This is a genomic window from Amycolatopsis sp. NPDC049252, from assembly GCF_043197175.1.
In the GTDB taxonomy this organism is placed as follows: domain Bacteria; phylum Actinomycetota; class Actinomycetes; order Mycobacteriales; family Pseudonocardiaceae; genus Amycolatopsis.
Map to the genome: position 1 here is coordinate 14,356 of NZ_JBICSQ010000032.1, position 19,068 is coordinate 33,423.

General features: G+C 70.3%; 12 protein-coding genes and 1 pseudogene. 9 read left to right on the forward strand and 4 right to left on the reverse strand.

The annotated features are described in order from the left end of the window. Window positions 1-400: 400 nt before the first annotated feature. Both ACGFMK_RS27980 and ACGFMK_RS27985 read left to right on the forward strand, forming a co-directional pair. The gene (locus tag ACGFMK_RS27980; RefSeq protein ID WP_392769147.1) at window positions 401-4,918 is read left to right on the forward strand and encodes a hypothetical protein; all 4,518 of its coding nucleotides are present in this window, start codon (window positions 401-403) and stop codon (window positions 4,916-4,918) included. A 272-nt stretch (window positions 4,919-5,190) separates the two neighbouring features. After that, window positions 5,191-6,858: a phosphotransferase gene (locus ACGFMK_RS27985; protein WP_392769150.1), complete on the forward strand. Its 1,668-nt coding sequence runs from the start codon at window positions 5,191-5,193 to the stop codon at window positions 6,856-6,858. A 25-nt stretch (window positions 6,859-6,883) separates the two neighbouring features. Here ACGFMK_RS27985 and ACGFMK_RS27990 read toward each other — a convergent pair whose 3' ends face one another. Continuing rightward, on the reverse strand, window positions 6,884-7,321 hold the full coding sequence (locus ACGFMK_RS27990; protein WP_392769152.1) for a hypothetical protein: 438 nt from the start codon (window positions 7,319-7,321) through the stop codon (window positions 6,884-6,886). Window positions 7,322-7,785: 464 nt separating this feature from the next. Here ACGFMK_RS27990 and ACGFMK_RS27995 point away from each other — a divergent pair, with 464 nt between their 5' ends. From ACGFMK_RS27995 to ACGFMK_RS28010, 4 genes and pseudogenes are all read left to right on the forward strand, one after another. Beyond that, window positions 7,786-9,558, forward strand: coding sequence for a trehalose-6-phosphate synthase (locus ACGFMK_RS27995; RefSeq protein WP_392769155.1), 1,773 nt, complete (start codon window positions 7,786-7,788; stop codon window positions 9,556-9,558). Between the two features lie 76 nt (window positions 9,559-9,634). Next, window positions 9,635-9,847, forward strand: a complete 213-nt coding sequence (locus tag ACGFMK_RS28000; RefSeq protein WP_392769158.1) for a hypothetical protein — start codon at window positions 9,635-9,637, stop codon at window positions 9,845-9,847. A 70-nt stretch (window positions 9,848-9,917) separates the two neighbouring features. Then, window positions 9,918-10,241 (forward strand): annotated as a pseudogene (locus tag ACGFMK_RS28005) (NAD-dependent epimerase/dehydratase family protein); the annotation flags it as partial. 11 nt (window positions 10,242-10,252) lie between these two features. After that, complete coding sequence (locus ACGFMK_RS28010) at window positions 10,253-10,756, forward strand: hypothetical protein (RefSeq protein WP_392769298.1); 504 nt, start codon at window positions 10,253-10,255, stop codon at window positions 10,754-10,756. A gap of 350 nt (window positions 10,757-11,106) precedes the next feature. On the opposite strand, the gene ACGFMK_RS28015 is transcribed toward ACGFMK_RS28010, so the two are convergent. Both ACGFMK_RS28015 and ACGFMK_RS28020 read right to left on the reverse strand, forming a co-directional pair. Further along, window positions 11,107-12,531, reverse strand: coding sequence for a PLP-dependent aminotransferase family protein (locus ACGFMK_RS28015; protein WP_392769161.1), 1,425 nt, complete (start codon window positions 12,529-12,531; stop codon window positions 11,107-11,109). Between the two features lie 12 nt (window positions 12,532-12,543). Further along, window positions 12,544-13,596: a glycoside hydrolase family 43 protein gene (locus ACGFMK_RS28020; protein ID WP_392769164.1), complete on the reverse strand. Its 1,053-nt coding sequence runs from the start codon at window positions 13,594-13,596 to the stop codon at window positions 12,544-12,546. Window positions 13,597-13,853: 257 nt separating this feature from the next. Between ACGFMK_RS28020 and ACGFMK_RS28025 the strand changes: the two genes are divergently transcribed. After that, window positions 13,854-14,312 (forward strand): hypothetical protein, encoded by a 459-nt coding sequence (locus ACGFMK_RS28025; RefSeq protein WP_392769167.1) that lies wholly within the window; start codon window positions 13,854-13,856, stop codon window positions 14,310-14,312. Between the two features lie 412 nt (window positions 14,313-14,724). Here ACGFMK_RS28025 and ACGFMK_RS28030 read toward each other — a convergent pair whose 3' ends face one another. Beyond that, window positions 14,725-15,405, reverse strand: coding sequence for an HU family DNA-binding protein (locus ACGFMK_RS28030; RefSeq protein ID WP_392769169.1), 681 nt, complete (start codon window positions 15,403-15,405; stop codon window positions 14,725-14,727). 712 nt (window positions 15,406-16,117) lie between these two features. Between ACGFMK_RS28030 and ACGFMK_RS28035 the strand changes: the two genes are divergently transcribed. Further along, entirely contained in the window at window positions 16,118-17,860 is a 1,743-nt protein-coding gene (locus ACGFMK_RS28035; protein ID WP_392769170.1) for an ATP-binding protein, read from the forward strand. Between the two features lie 46 nt (window positions 17,861-17,906). Further along, window positions 17,907-19,067: an exonuclease SbcCD subunit D gene (locus ACGFMK_RS28040; protein ID WP_392769171.1), complete on the forward strand. Its 1,161-nt coding sequence runs from the start codon at window positions 17,907-17,909 to the stop codon at window positions 19,065-19,067. The last annotated feature ends 1 nt before the right edge of the window (window position 19,068 follow it).

The window sequence follows — 19,068 nt, forward strand, 5'->3', positions numbered from 1 at the left end:
CGAAACCGGCCGGATTCGCCCGAACGGCGGAACGAGGACCTGTTTCCATCTGTACGAGAACGTACGAGGAACTGCGTCGAGTCCGTACGAAGATGTTCGGGTTTCTCGTGAGCCATCCCGTTGGATCGGGGATCGCGCTTGACTGGGGCAACGTCCGGCGAAAACACCGAGATCGCGGGTTGCGGTGTCAGGCGGATCGGCGGGCATGGGAAACCTTTCGGAATCGTGACCCACCACCAAACCTCGGTGTGCGGGTCCCGGTCAAGGACAGACCCTGGACAACAAGCTGCAAAAACGGGCGGGGAGAGGGATTCGTGATCGAATGGGGAAGACGACGATCTTTCAATGATTCTTCCACGTCACAGGAAACGGTGACCTGCGCATCGAGGGGATATCGAGAATGATCGTTTACCAGTTGCCCTGCCTGCTGACGGTCGCCGCTTGGGAGAAGTGTCTGGGCGCAGCCGACCGGCCCTTCACCGACAGCGGCGCCTGGCGTCGTTCGGCGGTCGAAGGCGGAATCCGACTCGACTTCTCGCTGGTGGAGTTCGTGCACTTCGAGGTGCTGGCTCGCGCCTTGGTGCTCTTGGACGGTGCCGTTCGCGATCGCGTTCCGGCGACCGTGGTCCTGCCCACCGGGGCACTCCCCGTCACCGGGATCGGCGAGATCGGGGAGCCGGCGGACGGGACCGCGTTGGAACCGATCGAGCGGCAGGTGGCCTGGCAGGCGAGGGCACGGGAGGACGCCCGGGCGTTCATGCGGGACGTCGGTTTCTTCGACGCGCTGCGTCCCGGTCATTGGGCTGACGGCGCGGTGTGCGTCGAGGACTCCGCGGCCCCGCGAACCGACCGGCTCCGAGGCGACGGTGCTCCTGGCGGGGGGGCCGAACAGCTTGCCGAGTCTAAGCTGCTTCGCCGTCGCCGCATCCTGCCGTTCCGCTGGATACCAGTCGACGCGAACGGAACCGTGGGACCTGATGTCGTCAGTGAGGCACTGCGGCGGTTCACCGACATGAGCTTGTCGCGGTCGGACGCCCGGGCGATCACCCAGGCTGTCCTCGCGGAACTCGTCGAAAACGTCGGCGCGCATTCCCGAGCCGGCTCGGCGGGGCCGGCGCACGCACTGGTCGCGGCCGTCTTGGTGGACGACGACCTCTACGTCAGCCGCCTCGACGATCTGCCACGGTCGGCGAACAGCCTCGTCAGCGCGCTGCAGCCAGGTGGCACCGGCGGCCGGGTGCTGCAACTGGTGGTCGCCGACTCCGGGTGCGGCCTGCTCCGCCGGCTGGGACGGGAGCGCAGCGCCGAAGCATCCCGTCTGACCGCCCATGACCTCGCGCTGAGCGCGTTCGACCGGTACACCGACGGCAGCGGGTCGGCTGAAAGCGGCGCGACGGCCGGACTGTGGCGGGTCGCGCGACTCGTCGGCAGCTACCACGGCAGTGTGATGATGCGGTCCGCCGACGTCGTCGCCGGCAAAGTCTACGCGGGTACCGAAACCGAAGATTTCGGCGAGCACCTGACCTCGTGGACACCAGGCACCCTGGTCGAGGTCACCCTGGTCATCCGCGACTACCTCACCCGCGCGCTGTCCGTGCCGTGGGCATGGCGCTCGAGTGCGCACGCCGACGCGCTCTGGCAGGTCGTCGCGTGCGAGTTCGACCCGGAACACGGGATCGGGGACGACGATCGCGCCCGCCTGGACGAAGCGGCACTGCTCGCCCAGGACGGCCGCCGCCCGGCCGGCGTGGTCGCGACGACACCGGTTCGGCAGTCGGGCACGGCTGCCACCGACGTCGCCGTGCAGACCGCGCTGTCCCGCGCCATCGACGTGGCCAGCCTGACGCCCCACCAGGCCGCGGTCGTCCTGGTCTTCCCGAACGCCGTTCCCCGGCTCCTCGACCTCAGTGTCGCCGGTCTCAACGCGGACGAGGAGCGCGACGGCGAGCAAGGCCAGCGCAGCCGGACCCGGAGCCCCATCCTCGTGCTGGGCGCGTCCGGCACCCCGCTGTGGTGCGGGGGTTCGGTCTGCCTGCGGGCGGTACTCGAAGGCCTGACCGCGGCCGGAGGCGCGCTGCCGGTCGCCGAGGTCATGCAGTTGTGGGCCGCGGCGGGCCGGGCGGCCGAGGCGTTGCTGCCGACCCTCGGCGCGCACCCGAACCTGGTCACGGTCACCGCGTCCGAGGTCGTTCTCCACGTCTCGGCGGGCGACGCGGTCCGGGCACTCGGCGAGTACGCCCGGGCCCACCTCGCCGAGGCGATCGAACGGGGTGGCCCAGGCGTGTTCTCAGGGTTCTTCCGGACGCCCATGCTGCGCCTGGCCGACCGCTGGATCGATGTCGACCGGCTGGTGGACGAGACGGTCGGGTACGACCTGGTGGCCTTCCTGCAGGCACGGGCCGTCGAAGAGGCCGCTCTCCCGGGCCAGGAGCGCGACCGCTCCCTCGTGGTCGCCAGGGCGTCGACGACCTCCGCACCGCTCGCGGCGCAACTGAGTGAGTGCCTCTACCGCGACGGCCGGTACTACGACCTGCCCGGGGAACTCGACCTGGACGGGATCACGGTCAGCGAGGAGGTGCCACGCCGGGCGAACGTCGTCATCAGCGCCGACATCCTTTCGACCGAGAACACGGCTCGCCGGGCCGCGGCGGCGCTCGTGGGCAAGAGCGCGGTTCCGGTCGCGGTGGCCTGCGTGGTGGACGCGAGGTCGCACTCCGGGCCGATCCGGATGTTCAACCGCGACATCGCGGTGGTGTCCCTGGTCACCGTGGACCTGGGCGGCGACCCGCGGACCGGCAGCACGCCGGTGGACATCGACCCGATACACCGCCGGCCGGTGGACGTCGGCGAAGTGCCGACGCCGCACCGGAACCCGATAGCCGAGGAGACGCTCCTCGAGTGGTGCGCGAGCAACGACGATTCTCTGCGGCTGGGGCACGTGGAGACCATTCCGCGTGCCCGTCACTTCAGTGCTTACCCGCAACTGGACCGTCTGCTGCGCGACAAGGACGTCGGGGACGAGGTGCGTGCCGCGATTCACTGCACCGTGTGCGAGGTCGCTCAGCAGTGGAAATCGGAGACCCCCGGGGCGGCCGATCGGCTCGCCCGTTGCCGGATCTGGCACCCGGGCAGTGCGGACGACTACGCGGGGAAGCTCGCTCTGTTGGTCCAGGAGGTGCTCGTCGCGGACGGAGCGAGCGTGACCGCCGTGGAGTCGATCCCGAGAGCCGTGGCCGGGAACCGGTGGACGTTCCCCGCCAGCCTGCCGGAGCCCCAGGAACTGGGCACGGTGGTGGTCGTCGACTGGGGCGCCCTGAGCTCCACATCGGTCAACCAGATGATGCGGCTCGCGGCGGAAGCCGGGGCATCCGCGATCATGGCGCTCGTCCTGCTCGATCAGCTGGGCGTCGAGGATTCGGACGCGCTGCGTGCGGTCAGTGCGCTGCGAGCCCGCCGGAACGGGCGATCCGGTCCGGCCGTACCGACCGAGGTGCGGTTCCTGGCGACCAGCAGCCTGGGCCGTGTGGCGGTACCCGACTGCTCGCTCTGCGAGATCAGGGATCTGTACGAGGAGTACGCCGAATCGGCTCCGCGGCCCTTGCGCGGTCACGCGAAGAGGCTTCGGGAGCGCACCCGGCTGCGGACCCGTGGCGAGATCTTCGGCGAGGTGCCGGTGGACGTCTTCAAAGTGCCGATCCGGGGTAAGGAGATGGCCGACTACCTACGGTGGCGAGGTCTGCTGCTCCGGGCGTTGCGGGAAACGTCCGCACGGCAGGAGGTTCTGGACCGGATCATCGATCTCGACGATGCCGATCCGGCAGGAGAACCGCGCACGAAGTGGACGAGGGACAGTCTCCTGCGGCTCACCGCCGCCGAACAGACGTGGTTGAAACTGCCTCCCCTCCGGTTCGCCGTCGCGCGGGAGCGGCTGGCCGCGATCTGTGAGACCGCTCTGAGCCGGTCGCAGATCGGCCACCCCTGGTTCCGGACCCAGGCCGTCATGGTGATGGCCGCGGCCGAGGCCCAGACGTTCGTCGAGCTCCTGCCCAAGCTGGTTTCCCGCGCGGTCGCCCTCGACGAACGGGAGTTCAGCGATCAGCTCTTCCTCGAATGCCACCGCCTGCTCCGCAAGCCGTTGGAAGACGTGCCGATCGATCACGCGGCGCTGCGGCTGGCGTTCACCCGATGCCGTGATCGGCTCGAGAGCCTGCTCGGTCCCGGCGAAACCCCGGTGGTGCGCAGGGCCATGGGGGTCGTTAACGAACTGCTGGCGGTGGTCGAGGTGAAGACGAGGCCGCGCCCTCGCAATCCCCAGCACGGCTGGTGGCTGCTTCAGGAGGACCTCAGCCGGTACGTGCAGGCCCACCGGATGGAAGCCGCCCTCCTCCGCGTCCGGGATTTCGTGGAGGATCTCGTTTTCGCGCGACCGCCCAGCACGCGGATCAGGGAGGCGCTGTCCGACTGGGAGCAGTGCGACAAGCAACTCGGCCAGCGTGCGCTGGTCCACATGACGGTGCTGACCGACATCCTCGCCGGCGACTACGTGTCCGATCGCCTCGGTCAACGAGACCAGAGGCGGCTGCTGGCCGCCATTTCCTCCCCGGACTTTCCCGAGCTTCGGTCGGTGCACGACAGGCTGAAGGACCTGATCGAGCGAAGTTGGTCCCCAGATGACCCGATCTGGCGCCACGAGCACGCCGAACTCCTGGCCCGGCTTCGCTGGTGGCACCGGATGTTCACCGCGACCCACCTCGATACTTCCCGCACCGCGCTCTTCGTAGAGCTAGTGGATTCCGCACCGGTCCTGCTCGCCCCCCTCGTCGACCGGACCATGCAGGGGTCGGGTATGGAATTCACGGCCCTGGGCGCGAGGTCGGTGAACGTACCGAGGCCTTCTGTCCTGGGCCACTGCTGGTAGAGGCTGTCGCGCACATCATCGCGAACGTCCGGCAGCACGCGATCCCGGCTGCCACACCCCGGGTAGAGATCGAATACATCATGGCCGATGGGAGGCGAGTGCGCCTGGTCGTCCGCAACACGGCTACGCGACCGAGTGATCACCTCGGGCACGGTCTTCGCTCACTCGACGACAAGCTTCGGCCCTTTGGCGGTTCCATCACCGGAAGGCGCCTCGACGGCGAGTGGACGTTCGCGACGGAGATCGCCCTGTGCGTCTGGCAAGGAGCTTGAATGAAACACGTCATTCGCGGCCTGATGGTCGATGACCACGAGAAGAACCGCAGCTCGATCAGCCTCCGGCTGAACCAGCAGCTGGAAGCGAAGGGCTGGTCGGTCACCTGGACGATGGTCGGCGACCCGAACGAAGCACACCGGCTGATCGCCGACGAGCCGCCGTTCGACCTGTTCGTGATCGATCTGCTCTTCGATCGCGAGGATATGGACGACGACGAGGCCCGGGGACTGGAACTGGTCGAGCGGGCATGCGCTGTCGCGCCCAGCGCTTACGTCTTCGTGATCAGCACCGGCGACAACCACCGCCGCGATCTCTTTTCGCGTGCCACGGAACTGGGAGCCCACAAGGTACTGCGGCGGGCGGAGTTCACCACCGAGTCGATGAGCAACAGTCCTCCCGTGGTGGCCGCCGCCATCCGGGACCACCTCCTCGGCAACGGCAGTGTGGTCGAAGTCGACGTGTGCGCCGACGGGACCGACCCGGCGGTCCAAGCCCTTCTCTTCGACGTCGGCAAAGCGACCTTGACCCAGTTGCACCGGCTGATCTTGGAGGTGACGGACGACGTCGCGGATACCGTCCGGATCAAGTGCCTGATACCGGGAGCGTCCGGGGCCAGCGTCTGCACCACAACCGCGCGGGTGCGGCGCGGTCCGACTGTGCACCACGTGCTGAAGGTGAGTCGTGCTCCCGAAGCGTTGCTCCGCGAGACACGTGGCGTCCTGCGGGCGCGTCAGCAGCTGCCGCAGCGGTTCGTCGTGCCGGTTCAGCCGGAGTGGCCGGTCGGCCCGGTGAACGGCTGGTACGCGACGGGAGCGCACCTCGACCGGGACGCGCTGCCGTTGCGACGATGGCTCGGTGGCGGGCCGGCACCGGAGTCGGTGTGCGACCTGTTCGACTTGCTGTTTTCCGATTGCCTCGGCACGTTGTACGACGCGACCGTCGAAGACTCCGGCTCGACGGCCCTCTCCCTGCTCGGTCTCCGGTTCCAGCGGCAGTGCTTCGTGCTGAAGGCGATGGAGGAACTCGAACCGCTCCTGGTCCATCCCCGAGGAGCTGGGCTTGACGACGTCGGTCAGGTCCTGGCGGACGTCGGGTCGTTCGTCACCGAGGGACGGCTGCCGGGTGTCCAGGAGCGGAATGTGCCGCGGACGAGCCAGGTCTGCGTTAGTCACGGTGATCTGCACGGCGGTAACGTGCTTGTTTACCCGGGGCGGCGTCCGTCCCTCGCGCTCATCGACTTCAGCGAGTTCGGCAAGGCGCATTGGGCCCTGGATCCGGCCCGGCTCGTCGTCGACTTCCTGATGTACGGGATCGATGCCGGCGCGGAGTCCGCATTCTTCCACGGATTTCCGGTGTGGCGGCGGCTGGTGGCGGACGTCGGCGGCCTGTCCGCCGAGCTGCACGCCGTGTCCTGCGACGCGGCGACGACCGCGTGCCTGGGCGGGCTCGGCTGGCTCACCTCCCAGCTGCGGCAGATCTGCCTCCAGCTGCGCGATGACGCCGACTTCCGGCGGAACCGCTGGGAGTGGCATCTCGCGTTGGCCAGCCAGCTGCTTCGGATGTGCTACCACGGCGACATGCCGCCACCGAAGAAGGTGGCGGGCTTGGTCGCGGCGCACGACCAGTTGCTCGCCGCCGCGGCCGCCTTGCCCCCGCGGGAGTGACGACCACGGCCGTCGGCCGGCGGCTTCATGCGGAGGCCGGATGCTGTCGCAGCAGGGAGCGGACGTTCTCCCCGGGGGTGTGGATCCACGCGCGTGTGGCGACTTCCTTCACCGCCACCCGCACTTCCTGGTACGAAGCCTCGTCGGTGCCGCGGTGGCCGTGCCGCACGACCGCTTGGTGGATCACGTCGGAGACGGCGACCGTCAGGTCCGCGCGTGGCCGGCGGACGAGCTCGTCACGGAGGACGGCCGAGTCGGCCAGCCGGCACGTGAGGTTGAGGTCGGTGCCGATCCAGCCGTGCGGGCCGTGGACCACTTCTCCGGCGTGGACGGCGACGCGGACACGGATCCGGTGATCCGCCCGCACCGACTGGTTGTGCGCGCGCAACCGGGTACTCAGCGCGGGAACGAACGGCTGGAGCAGTATCGCTTTGGACACGCTTGCCGGGAGGAAGATGATCATTCCGTCGCCTCGGTTTTCGAACAGGAGCCGGGACCGGCGAACGCCTGAAGCGCGAAAGGCCGCGTGGACGACGGCGTCGAGGTCGGCACGGGCCCGGACCTGGAGCGGATCGGTGCGTGTGCCGAAGCCCGCCAGGTCGATGACGATGATCGACCGGTGCTGCGGATCCTGGTACCGGTTGTGCCGGGGGCCGCGAAAACGTGCCGGCAGGGCTGCTGCCGCTGCCGTTGTCACGAACCGTGTACGCGCCATCCGTGGTGCCATGATGAGCCTGCCTTTCCGCCGCGGGTGTTGCTGAATTGATCGTGGCGAAGCCGCCCCCGGGGTTGACGCACCGCGGAGCGGACGTGACCGTGGCACACGGACGTGAACGGATCCGGACGCGGTCGTGCTCCGTTCCCGCTTGCCCTGGTGATCAGGTGACGCTTTTTGACAGGCTTGAACGCCGGAGCTGAGGAGGCGTCGTGGCACTGAAGCGCGAGACGGCACCCGCCGGGGCGATCACCGAGCTGTTCGACCGTCTCCACGACCTGCACCTCGATGCCGGAGAACCCGGGGTCCGCGAGATAGCCACGGGAATCGGCCGGGGAGTACTCAGCTACACCACGGTGCACAACGTGTTCCGCGGCCCGAGGGTGCCCAAGTGGGGCCACCTGGAGTTGATCGTCGAGCAGCTCGGTGGCGACACCGAGGCATTTCGCCTGTTGTGGCGGGCTGCGCGCCTCGTGGAAATAGCTTTGCCCGGCCCCGAGGGGTCAGTGCCCGCTCGGCCGCCTGAACCCGGCACGGACCAAGCCGGCGCGACCGCTGCCGTGCCGTCCCCACCGGTCGGCGCAGACACGGATCGACAGTTCGACTTCGTCCTGGTCACGAGCAGAATCCCGTTCAGCAACCACAGCAACGGACAGGCGGGTGCGGCCGGAGGGGTTTACGGAGCGGGCCTTGACCAGGTGCTCCGCGATCTGGTGGTCGAGCGGCAGGGAGCTTGGGTCGGCTGGTCCCGTCAGTACGGTGCCGGCGACCCTGAATTGCCGGACGGCCTCCCGTGGCTGCCTGTGTCGTTGTCCGGCCGCGAAGTCGAACAGCACCTCGAGGGACACTGCAACTCGACGCTGTGGCCGCTCTACCACGACGCGATCGAACGTCCCGAATTCCACCGGGCCTGGCGGGACACCTATCGCGTGGTGAACCAGCGCTACGCCGACGTCGTGACCCGCATCGCCGCTCCCGGCGCTACCGTCTGGGTCCACGACTACCAGCTTCAACTGGTCCCCGAACTTCTCCGCACGCGAAGGCCCGACCTGCGGATCGGATTCTTCCTGCACGTCCCGTTGCCGCCCCCGGAACTCTTCACCCGGCTGCCGGGACGTGACGAGACCTTGCGGGGGCTGCTCGGCGCCGACGTCGTCGGGTTCCAGGCTCCGCGGAGCGCCGGAAACTTCCTCCGGCTGTGTCAGGAACTCCTGCACCTGCGGGCGTCGGAGAGTTCGGTGGAACTGGACGGCCGCACGGTGCTGGTGGGCGCCTATCCGGCGTCGATCGACGTCGGCGCGATAGAAAAGCTGGTCGGGCAGTCCCGAATAAAACGACGCGCGCAGCAGATCCGGGCAGAGGTCGGCAACCCCGAGGTGCTGATCGCCGGGATCGATCGCCTCGATTACACGAAGGGCATCGAGCAGCGCCTGACGGCCTACGGCGAGATCCTCAACGACATGCGGTCCGTGGCGAATCCGCCGGTCTTCATCCAGGTGGCTCCCTTGAGCAGGGAACGTGTCGCGAAGTACGCGAGCCTGCGCGAACGTGTGGATCGGCTGGCCGGGCACCTCAACGCCAGTTACGGACGGATGGGTGGGCCGGCACTGCGGTACACGAACACCGTGCTCGGCTTCGGCGAAGTCGTGGCTCTGTGCCGAGCCGCCGACATCCTGGTGGCGACCCCGCTCAGTGACGGCATGAACCTCGTGGCCAAGGAGTACGTCGCGAGCCGTCTCGACGACAGAGGGGTGCTCGTGCTGAGTGAATTCGCCGGGGCCGCGGCCGAACTCGGCGAAGCCGTCCTGGTGAACCCGAACGACACCGACGACCTGAAAGACGCGATTCTGCGCGCCATCGCCATGCGGCCCGCAGAACAGAGCCGGCGGATGAAAGCGATGAGGAAGCGGCTGCGAGCGCACGATGGCCGAGCATGGGTAACGTCGTTCATCACCGCCCTCGAAAGTGTCTCCCGGCCGGTCTGACGGATGGCAACCGGTCCAAGGCGGACGTCGGAAAGTGGACCATTCACAGGCTGCCCGCGCGGCTTAGCATGGGTTCATGACCAACTCCGTGCTCACTATGCTGGTGTCGCAGGCTCCGTCCATTCCGGACGGTGCCCACGTGATGACCGCCAGGATCGAGTTGCCGCCCGGGGACGAGCCCGAACGCGTCATCAAAACGAGTGAAGCGTTTTGGGAGCCCGGTGGTGACGTGATTCACCGCCAGGCCGCGAACAACTCGCTGATGCGTGGAGCCGGTTCGTCGTGGTGATGCTCTGCGCGCCCGGCCAGGAGATGCTGACGTTGGTGGGTCCCGGCGAGCCAGCCGCGCGGGCACGATGATGCGGATCTTCGTCGCCGGTGCGTCCGGCGCCATCGGCCGTCGGCTCGTTCCCGCGCTGGTCGCGCAGGGGCACGACGTCGTCGGCTTGACCCGGCGTGCTTCCTCTCAGGTCGAAGCGCTGGGCGCGACCGCCGTCGTCGGTGATGTGTACGACGCTGCCGGGCTCGCGGAGGTCGTTCGCGCCGCGCGGCCGGACGTCGTCGTGCACCAGCTGACCGACCTGGGCGCGGGTGATCGCGCGGCCAACGCCCGCGTGCGCACGGCCGGCACGCGCAACCTGGTCGACGCGGCCCTGGCGGCCGGTGTGCGGCGGATCGTCGCCCAGAGCATTTCGTGGGCCTACGAGCCGGGCCCGGGCCCGCGACCGAGGACACACCGCTCGACCTCGGCGCCGCGCCCGAACGGCTCGGTACCGTCGACGGGGTCGCGTCGCTCGAGGCGGCCGTCGCCGAGCTGCCCGAGTGGGTCGTGCTCCGCTACGGCACGCTGTACGGGCCGGGCACCTGGTACGAGCCCGGTGCGCTGATGGCGCGGCTGGCCCGGGACAGGAAGCTGCCCGCCACCGCGGACGTCTCCAGTTTCGTCCACGTCGACGACGCCGTTTCGGCCGCGGCCGCCGCCCTCGGCTGGCCGTCGGGCGCGGTCAACGTGTGTGACGACGAGCCTGCTCCGGGTTACGACTGGGTGCCGGTGTTCTGTGACGCTGTTGGCACCCCGGAACCCGAGCGGGTGGTGGGGGAGCGGGTGGGCTGGGCTCGGGGTGCCGACAACGGTCGTGTGCGGAGGCTGGGCTGGGAGGCCGGGATGTCTTGGCGGGGCGGGTTCACGAGGGACTGATTGTGGCGTTGCCGAGCAGTCCGGCGAGCGCATTCGGCGCCGGGCGTCAGACGTCTCCCGGGGGAGTGGGCTGGCTCGCGTGCCGACAACGGTCGTGCGCGGAGGCTGGGCTGGCGGGACGGGTTTACCAGGGACTGATTGTGGCGTTGCCGAGCAGTCCGGCGAACGCATTCACCCCCGGGCGCCAGGCGTCTCGCGGGGGGAGGGGGCTGGTTCGCGTGCCGACAACGGCCGGGCGCGGAAGCTGGGCTGGGAAGCCGAGTCGTCTCGGCGCGGTGGGTTCACCGGGGTGTGATTGCGATGTTGCCGAGCGGTTCGTCCCAGGCGGGCAGCGCGCGGAGACCCGGGGCTCACCATGACTTGATCGCGGCGTCCCGGAGCAACTCGGCCAACGCGTCCAAAGCTGGTCGCCAAGCGTGCTGTGGTGGGGTGGCGTAGCCGATGATGAGCCCCGCCTCCGGCCGGTCGGCGGACTGCCAATACCCCGCCGCGTTGATGCCCTGCAGCTGCAACCCCGCCGCGAGACCCGCGTCGATCACACGCTTCTCCTCCTGCCGCGAAGCCAGCGGCAGGAGGGCGTGCAGCCCGGCCGGAACCCCGTCGAGCGGGACGTCCGTGAGCGTGGCCAGCCGGTCGGCCAGCTCGGTCCGGCGTCTGCGGTAGGCCTGGCGGGCCCGGCGGACGTGCCGGTCGTAGTCGCCGCGGTCGAGCAGGTCGGCGATCGCCAGCTGGGCGGGGGTGCCGACCGTGGTTCCGGTGGCGGCCACGGCGTCCAGGACCGGGACGCGCAGGCGTTCGGGCACGACCAGCCAGCCGATCCGCAACCCCGGCGCGAGCGCTTTGCTGGTGCTGCCGGCGAAGACGACGTGCTCGGGCGCCGCCGCCTGCAGGGCGCCGACGGGTTGTTCGTCGTAGCGGAACTCGCCGTCGTAGTCGTCCTCGATGACGATCCCGTGATGCTCCCGCGCCCAGTCCAGGAACGCTGCCCGCCGAGCTGGGCTCAGCACGACGCCGCGCGGGTGCTGGTGGGCGGGTGTCAGCAGCACGGCTCCCGCGCCGTCGGGGACGCCGGCCGGGTCGGCGCCGTGCGGGCCGACGGACAGGGGCACCGTCGACAGGCCGGCCGCGCGGATCACCGTCCGGTGGTGGACCAGCCCGGGGTCTTCGGTGGCGACCGTGCGGACGCCCAGAGCGCGCAAGGCGCGCGACAGCAGCGCCAGGCCGTGGGTGAAGCCGCTGGTGACCACGACCGCGCCCGGCTCCGCGCGGACGCCCCGGGCGCGGGAGAGGTACGTCGCGACGGCGTCGCGCAGCACCTTCAGCCCGGCCGGATCGCCGTAGTCCAGGGCTTCCCGGCTCGCCGCCGCCAGCGTGCGCTTGACGCTCGCGGCCCACAGGGCGCGCGGGAACAGGCTGAGGTCCGGCCGCCCGGGGCGCAGGTCGAAGACGGGACGCACCAGGGTGCGGGCAGACCGGACCGGCAGGCGCGAGGTGTCGGCGACCCGGGTCCCCGAGCCGGTCGCGCTGACGAGCCAGCCTTCGGCCACGAGCTGGGCGTAGGCCTCGACGACGGTGCCCCGCGCGATCCCGAGGTCGTCGGCGAGGCTGCGCGTGCCGGGCAGCCGGGTCCCGGCCGGCAGCCGCCCGGAGCTGACCGCCTCCCGCAGCGCCGCCTCGATGGTCCGTGCCCTGGCCCCGGCCCGGCGACGTCGAGGTGCAGGTCGACACCGAGCACGCCCTTGCCCACCGCTCACCTCCGACGCCGGTGAGCCCATTGTCCACGACGGTCACTCGAAGAACTTGAGGCTCCAGCCGGTGTCGGTGGTCGCGCCCGGGACGTTGGCCCGGCGGTAGGTCGTCGAGCCCCACCAGCAGAACGTGCCGCTGTACCAGTACCGGTTCGCCCACGAGTACGGCGTTCCCTTGGGCACGGCGTGGAACGCCAGCGGGAACCTCGGCCCGGCGGGCGGGCTCGTCGCGATGTCGCCGTTCAGCAGGACGAAGCTGTGGCTGCCCGGGCCGTCGACGTAGAGCGTCGGGTCCCAGCCGGCCATCATCGTCTCGCGGTGGGAACCGAACAGGCAGCCGTTGGCCTTGTACCAGTCCCAGACGTACGTCGGGTCGCCGCCGGCGCGCAGGCGGATCTCGGAGATGCAGTACTGGTCGCTCCAGCTGCCGTTGGCCGAGTAGGTGATGTGCAGCTGCCCGTTGGGGTCCTTGAGCGGCGCGGGCGCCTCGTTGATGAACGGGTTGCCCACCACGCGTTCCCAGCTCTCGCGCGGCTGCGAGATGACGTACCGCGCGCCGGTCGGCGTCGTCGGGCTGCTCATCCGGGCGATGTAGAGGTTCTGCTCGACGTTCGTGTCGCCGGCCCAGCCCGACCAGACGAACCAGCGCTGCCCGCCGAAGGTGAACATCGTGCCGTCGATGGCCCACTTGCCGTCGGGCAGTGCGAGCTGCGTCTCGGCGGTGTAGCCGCTGTCGGCGACGGCGGAGCTGATGACGTACATCCGGTGCGCGCTCCCGGTCCCGGCCGAGAAGTAGATGTAGTACCGGCCGCCGTCGACGACGATCTCCGGCGCCCACACCTCGCCGCGGCCGCGGGTGTCCGACCAGACCTGCCGGGCGGGCGCGCTCGCGGCGGCGTCCGGGGAGGAGCCCTGCCGGACGGCGATCCCGCCACCGGTGGACTGCGCGGCGAAGTAGGTGGAGCCGACGCGCAGCACGCTCGGGTCGGCGGCCCGCAGGCTCGTCTGCCCGGCTTCGGCGGCGGCCGGCGGGAGCAGGCAGGCGGCGGCCGCGAGCAGGACGACGGCGGCGCGGCGGAGGATCCGTTTCATGGCCACATCCCTGGGTCAAGACGGAAGGTCCGAGGTTCGCGCGCCGCTAGCACCCGCCGGTAGAGCCGGGAGATCTTGTTCGGTTCAGCCGGGACGAAATTGGTCTGTTCCAGTGACCGGATCGGCGTCCGGCCGGTCCGGTGCACCGACGACGTGATCCCCGGCCATCGCGGCGGCATGGTCGTGGCCGACCGGCTCGCCCCGGCGCCGGCCGGCTCCTGCAGCCGATCACCTCCTGCACGATCCGTCGAACCGGCGTGAGCACGCTGCCGGTGGTCGCCCGTCCCACGATCGCGCCGGGCAAGGACGCCATCATGCGCGTGCGGCAGCGGTCGCACGATCCACCCGCACTGCACGGTCGACGGCCCGGAGCCTTGCCCGCGCACCCCAGCGAGCCGTGGACGGGCGCCCAGGGCCCGAAGGCCCTCGCGCTCACCGGCCGGATCGGCGGCGGCCGGCCGTCGCCGATCCCCGTCCCACCCGCAGTACGAGAAGCGGGCGTCGGCGCATCGCCCAGCTGGTCGGCACGATCACCGGCACCCTGGGGAGCTCCGGGTCGAGCACGGCTCGGCACAGGCACGGGGAACGGCGGAGCAGTGGGGGACTGGCTGACGCGGCTCGCGGCCGAACAGCCGTTCACCGGCTTGGGGTTCTGGTCGGAGGGGCGGCGTCCGGGTCAGGTGGTCCGGCTGGCCCGCGACATGGCCCGGCGGTGAAGCGGTGCGGCTTGTGGTGGAGCGGTGGTGCACCGGCTTGGGGTTCTGGCCGGAGAGCAGAGGCTGGACCAGGGGTTCCCTTGGCCCACGGCGTTGTCCCGCCGGTGCGTGCGGCGGCGTGGCGGCGCGGCTGGGGTTCGCCGGTTTGGTGTTCTGACCAGAGGAGCAGAGCCCGCCGAGTGGTTCCGCTGGTGTAGCAGCACAGCCGGGCTGCCCATTGTTCGGCGGACCGTGTGGTGGCTGTGTGGCCCGATCCGATTCCGGGTTCTGCGCCCGTTTTGGAACGAGTCCGTTATTGGGCCGGGCGAATGTCTGGCGAATGCCCGATGTCCGGGATGGGACCGGACGGCCCCGGGAATGCGGAAGGGCCCCGCACCAGTGGTGCGGGGCCCTTCCGGCGTCAGAAGCTACTTCACTTCTTCTTGGCAGCCGACGTGCGCTTGGCCGGGGCCTTGGCAGCGGCCGGCTTCTTGGCGGCGGCGGTCTTCGTGGCGGCCGGCTTGGCGGCCGCCTTCGCCCGCGTGGTGGTCGCCTTGGCGGCGGTGGCCTTGGCCGGGGCCTTGGCGGCCGCGGTCTTCGGGGCCGCCTTGGTGGCGGTCGCCTTGGTCGCGGTGGCCTTGGCGGCCGGCTTCGCCGCGGTGGCGCGGGTCCGCGTGGCCGTCGCGCGGGCGGTGGCCGGCTTGGCCGCGGCCGCGCGCGGGGTGGTGGCCCGCGTGCTGGTGGTCTTGGCCGGGGCCGACGCCTTGGCCACGGACGCACGAGTGGTCGTGCTGGCCGCGGTGGCGCGCTTGACCGGGGTGGCCTTGGGCAGCTTCTTCGTGCCGGAGATGACGTCCTTGAAGGTGGTACCGGCGCGGAAGGCGGGCACGTTGGTCTTCTTGACGCGGACGGCCTCGCCGGTGCGCGGGTTGCGAGCGGTGCGGGCCGCGCGGGCACGCTTCTCGAACACGCCGAAGCCGGTGATGTTCACCTTCTCGCCCTTGTTGACCGTCCGGATGATGATGTCCACCAGACCGTCAACGGCCTGCGAAGCCACCTTCTTGTCGCCCAGACGCTCCGACAGCGCCTCGATCAGCTGGGCCTTGTTCGTCATTCCAGTCCTCCATAGTGGAACTACTCGTACACGGCCCATCTCGGCCGACACTGCACACGGTATTACCAATACCGCACAAAATCCAACCGGGGGTCGAAATATTTCCTTGTACGGGGGCGGGTTCCGCCCCTCCGGCGGCCCCGGCCCGGCCCGGGCCGGAACCGGCCCGGGATGCCGACCATGGCCCTGAGCAGGCAAAACCCGGTTCCGGTGTCGTCCACAGTGGTCGTCCATATAGGACCGGCGGGGTCTTCGAAGACTTTTTGGCCGACACGCCGAAGAGGGCACGTCCGGCGTGTGTCGGATGCCACGCCGGCCCCGATCCCGCGCTGCGATCGGGGATCGCGGGCCCTCCGGCGGCCTCCGTGCGGCCCCGCGGAAGGGCCCTCCGGCGGCCTCGAGGCACCCCCGCGGCGCCGCTTAGCCCTGGAGCCAGCGGGAAGTCCGGGAGGAGGCCGGGCGAAAGCCGTGGCGGCGGGCGGTAACGCCGTGCCCCGCCCGGACGACCTTCCCGGCGAACGGGGCGCCGCCCGAAATGCCTGTGGTGACTAAAAGATCTTCTCCGAAGGGTGAACTCACTCGTTCGGCCCAGCCGTGGCGTGCGGTGACGTCCCCGGTACCGCGGGAGCCGCAACGCCGTGTTGGCCGTGGCCACGGAGTTCCGGCGGGCTAGTCTGCGGCCGGAGGAAGCGCCGGGCGGACAGGGAGAACCGTGGACCAGGAGACTCTCACCACCGTGGTCGGACGGGTGGCGGGTACCGAGGATTCGACGCCGCTGCAGTTCTGCGTGGCCATCGATCCGGATGCCTATCTGCAGCTCGACGACGTCGTCGTGACACGGCGGGACCTGCCGGGGCGCGGCGAAGTCGTCTCCTACGGGGTGGTGACGCAGGTGAGCGCGCGGCACGAAGGCGCCAGCTTCGGCAGCGACGTCTTCCTGATCTCGGACGGGGTCCTGCCCGCGCAGGTGCAGGAGATCGCCGAGATCGCCACCACCCGCGTGGAGCCCGAGTGCTACGTGCCGCCGCGGCCCGGCGCCGAGGTCTCCCGTGCCGTGGGGGAGGATCGCGCACAGGCGCTGTACTTCGACAACATGACGCGGCAGGTGCCCGTCGGCCTGGGCCGTGACGGCGAACCCGTGTACCTCAACCTGGACTTCCTCGACGGGACGCGGGGTGCGCACGTCAGCATCAGCGGTGTCTCCGGCGTCGCCACGAAGACGTCGTTCGCGTTGTTCCTGCTGCACTCGATCTTCCGCGGCGGCGCCCTGTCCAACGCCCACAACGCCAAGGCCCTGGTGTTCTCGGTCAAGGGCGAGGACCTGCTGTTCCTCGACACCCCCAACATCCACCTCGACGAGAACCTCAAGGCCGAGTACGCCAAGCTGGGCCTGCCCGCGGAGCCCTTCGCCTCGGTCGGCTTCTACGCGCCGCCGACGCCGTCGGACACCACGGGGAAGCCTTACGTCACCGGGCGGACCTCCGGCGTCGGCGCCTTCTGGTGGACCATCGCGGAGTTCTGCGCCGGCGACCTGCTGCCCTACGTCTTCGCCGACGCCGAGGACGAGCGCAACCAGTACACGATGGTCATCCACCAGGTCGCGAACCGGTTGCGGCTGGACAGCACCCCGGCCGGGAAGGACGGCGCGGCCAACGTCGACGGTGTGCTGTGCCGCACCTACGCCGAGCTCATCGACGTCATCTGCGACCGCGTCACCGACGAGGAAACCCGCGCGAGCTGGGCGGGTGCGGTCACCGGCGCGGGCACCGTCAACGCGTTCATCCGCCGCCTGCGCTCCAGCCAGCGCGCGCTCAACGGCCTCATCCGCGGCGACCTCACCGATCACGCCGCCCGCAAGCTGTCCACGGAGAACCAGCAGGTGACCGTGGTGGACATCCACAACCTCGTCGAGCGCGCGCAGCGGTTCGTCGTCGGCGTGACGCTCGCCGCGGAGACCGCGCGCAAGGAAGCGGCCGGCCCGGGCGGGCTGCTGTTCACGATGCTGGACGAGCTCAACAAGTACGCGCCGCGCGAAGGCAGCAGCCCGATCAAGGAAGTCCTGCTGGACATCGCCGAGCGCGGCCGGTCCCTCGGCGTGATCCTGATCGGCGCGCAGCAGACCGCGTCCGAGGTCGAACGCCGGATCGTCAGCAACAGCTCGATCCGGATCGTCGGGCGCCTCGACGCCGCGGAGGCCTCGCGCCCCGAGTACGGCTTCCTCCCGGCCAGCCAGCGGGTCCGCGCGACGCTCGCCACGCCCGGCACGATGTTCGTGAGCCAGCCGGAGATCCCGGTGCCGATCGCGGTCGGCTTCCCGTTCCCGGCCTGGGCCACGCGCCTTTCCGAGGCGGGCACGATCCCGACGACCACGGCCGGGTCGAAGAACGCCGATCCCTTCGCGGGCCTGCCGACGCGCAGCGACGATCCGTTCGGCGACGACCCGCCGCCGTTCTGAGCTCCCCTCACCGGTTGGCCACAGGCGAAGAACGGAAGGACGTCGCGTGAAGTTCCTGCACACCTCCGACTGGCACATCGGCAAGACGCTCAAGGGCCGCAGCCGCCTGGACGAGCAGCGCGCCGTGCTCGGCGAGATCGTCCGGATCGCGCGGAAGGAGACCTTCGACGCGATCCTCGTCGCCGGTGACCTCTACGAGACGTCGGCGCCGTCGGCCGCCGCGCAGGAACTCGTGGTGCGGGCCCTGATGGCGCTGCGCGAAACCGGTGCCGAGGTCCTGGCGATCGCCGGGAACCACGACCACGCCGCGACGTTCGAGGCGTACCGCCCGCTGTTGCGGGCCGCGGGCATCCAGCTCTCCGGCGACCCGCGCCCGGCCCCCGACGGCGGGGTCGTCTCGTTCGACGCCCGTTCGACGGGCGAGCGGGTCAACGTCGCCGTGCTGCCCTTCCTTTCCCAGCGCTACGCGGTGCGCGCCGCCGAGCTGCTCACCGGGACACCGGCGGACAACGTCGGCCAGTACGACCAGCGCGTGCGCGACATCCTGGAACACCTCAAGTCCGGCTTCACCGACGGCGCCGTCAACCTCGTCATGGCGCACCTGACGGTGACCGGCGGCGCGATGGGCGGCGGGGAACGCGCGGCGCAGTCCATCTTCGAGTACCACGTGCCGGCCACGGCGTTCGGCGCCGAACCGCACTACGTCGCCCTCGGGCACCTGCACCGGCGCCAGTCGCTGCCCGCGGCCTGCCCGGTGCACTACAGCGGCGCGCCGATGCCCGTCGACTTCGGCGAGCAGGACAACACGAGCGTGGTGCTGTCGGTGGAAGTGACGCCGGCCACACCGGCGAAGATCACCGAGATTCCCCTGACGTCGGGACGGAAACTGCGGACCGTCCACGGCACGGTGGCCGAACTCGTCGGCCGCGCCGCGGAGTTCGGCGAGGACTACCTGCGGGTCTACGTCCGGGAAGCGACCAGGGCCGGGCTGCGCGAGGAGATCCAGGAAGCCCTGCCGAACGCGCTGGAGATCCGCATCGACCCGGAGTTCGCGGCGCCCATCACGGCGTCGGGCAGCGAACGCGCGGTGGCGGACCGGTCACCGGGTGAGCTGTTCGCCTCCTACTGCGAGGAACGCACGGTGGACGACAAGAGGGTGCAAGCGCTCTTCGCGCGGCTGCACGACGACGAGACGAGCGGGGTGTGAC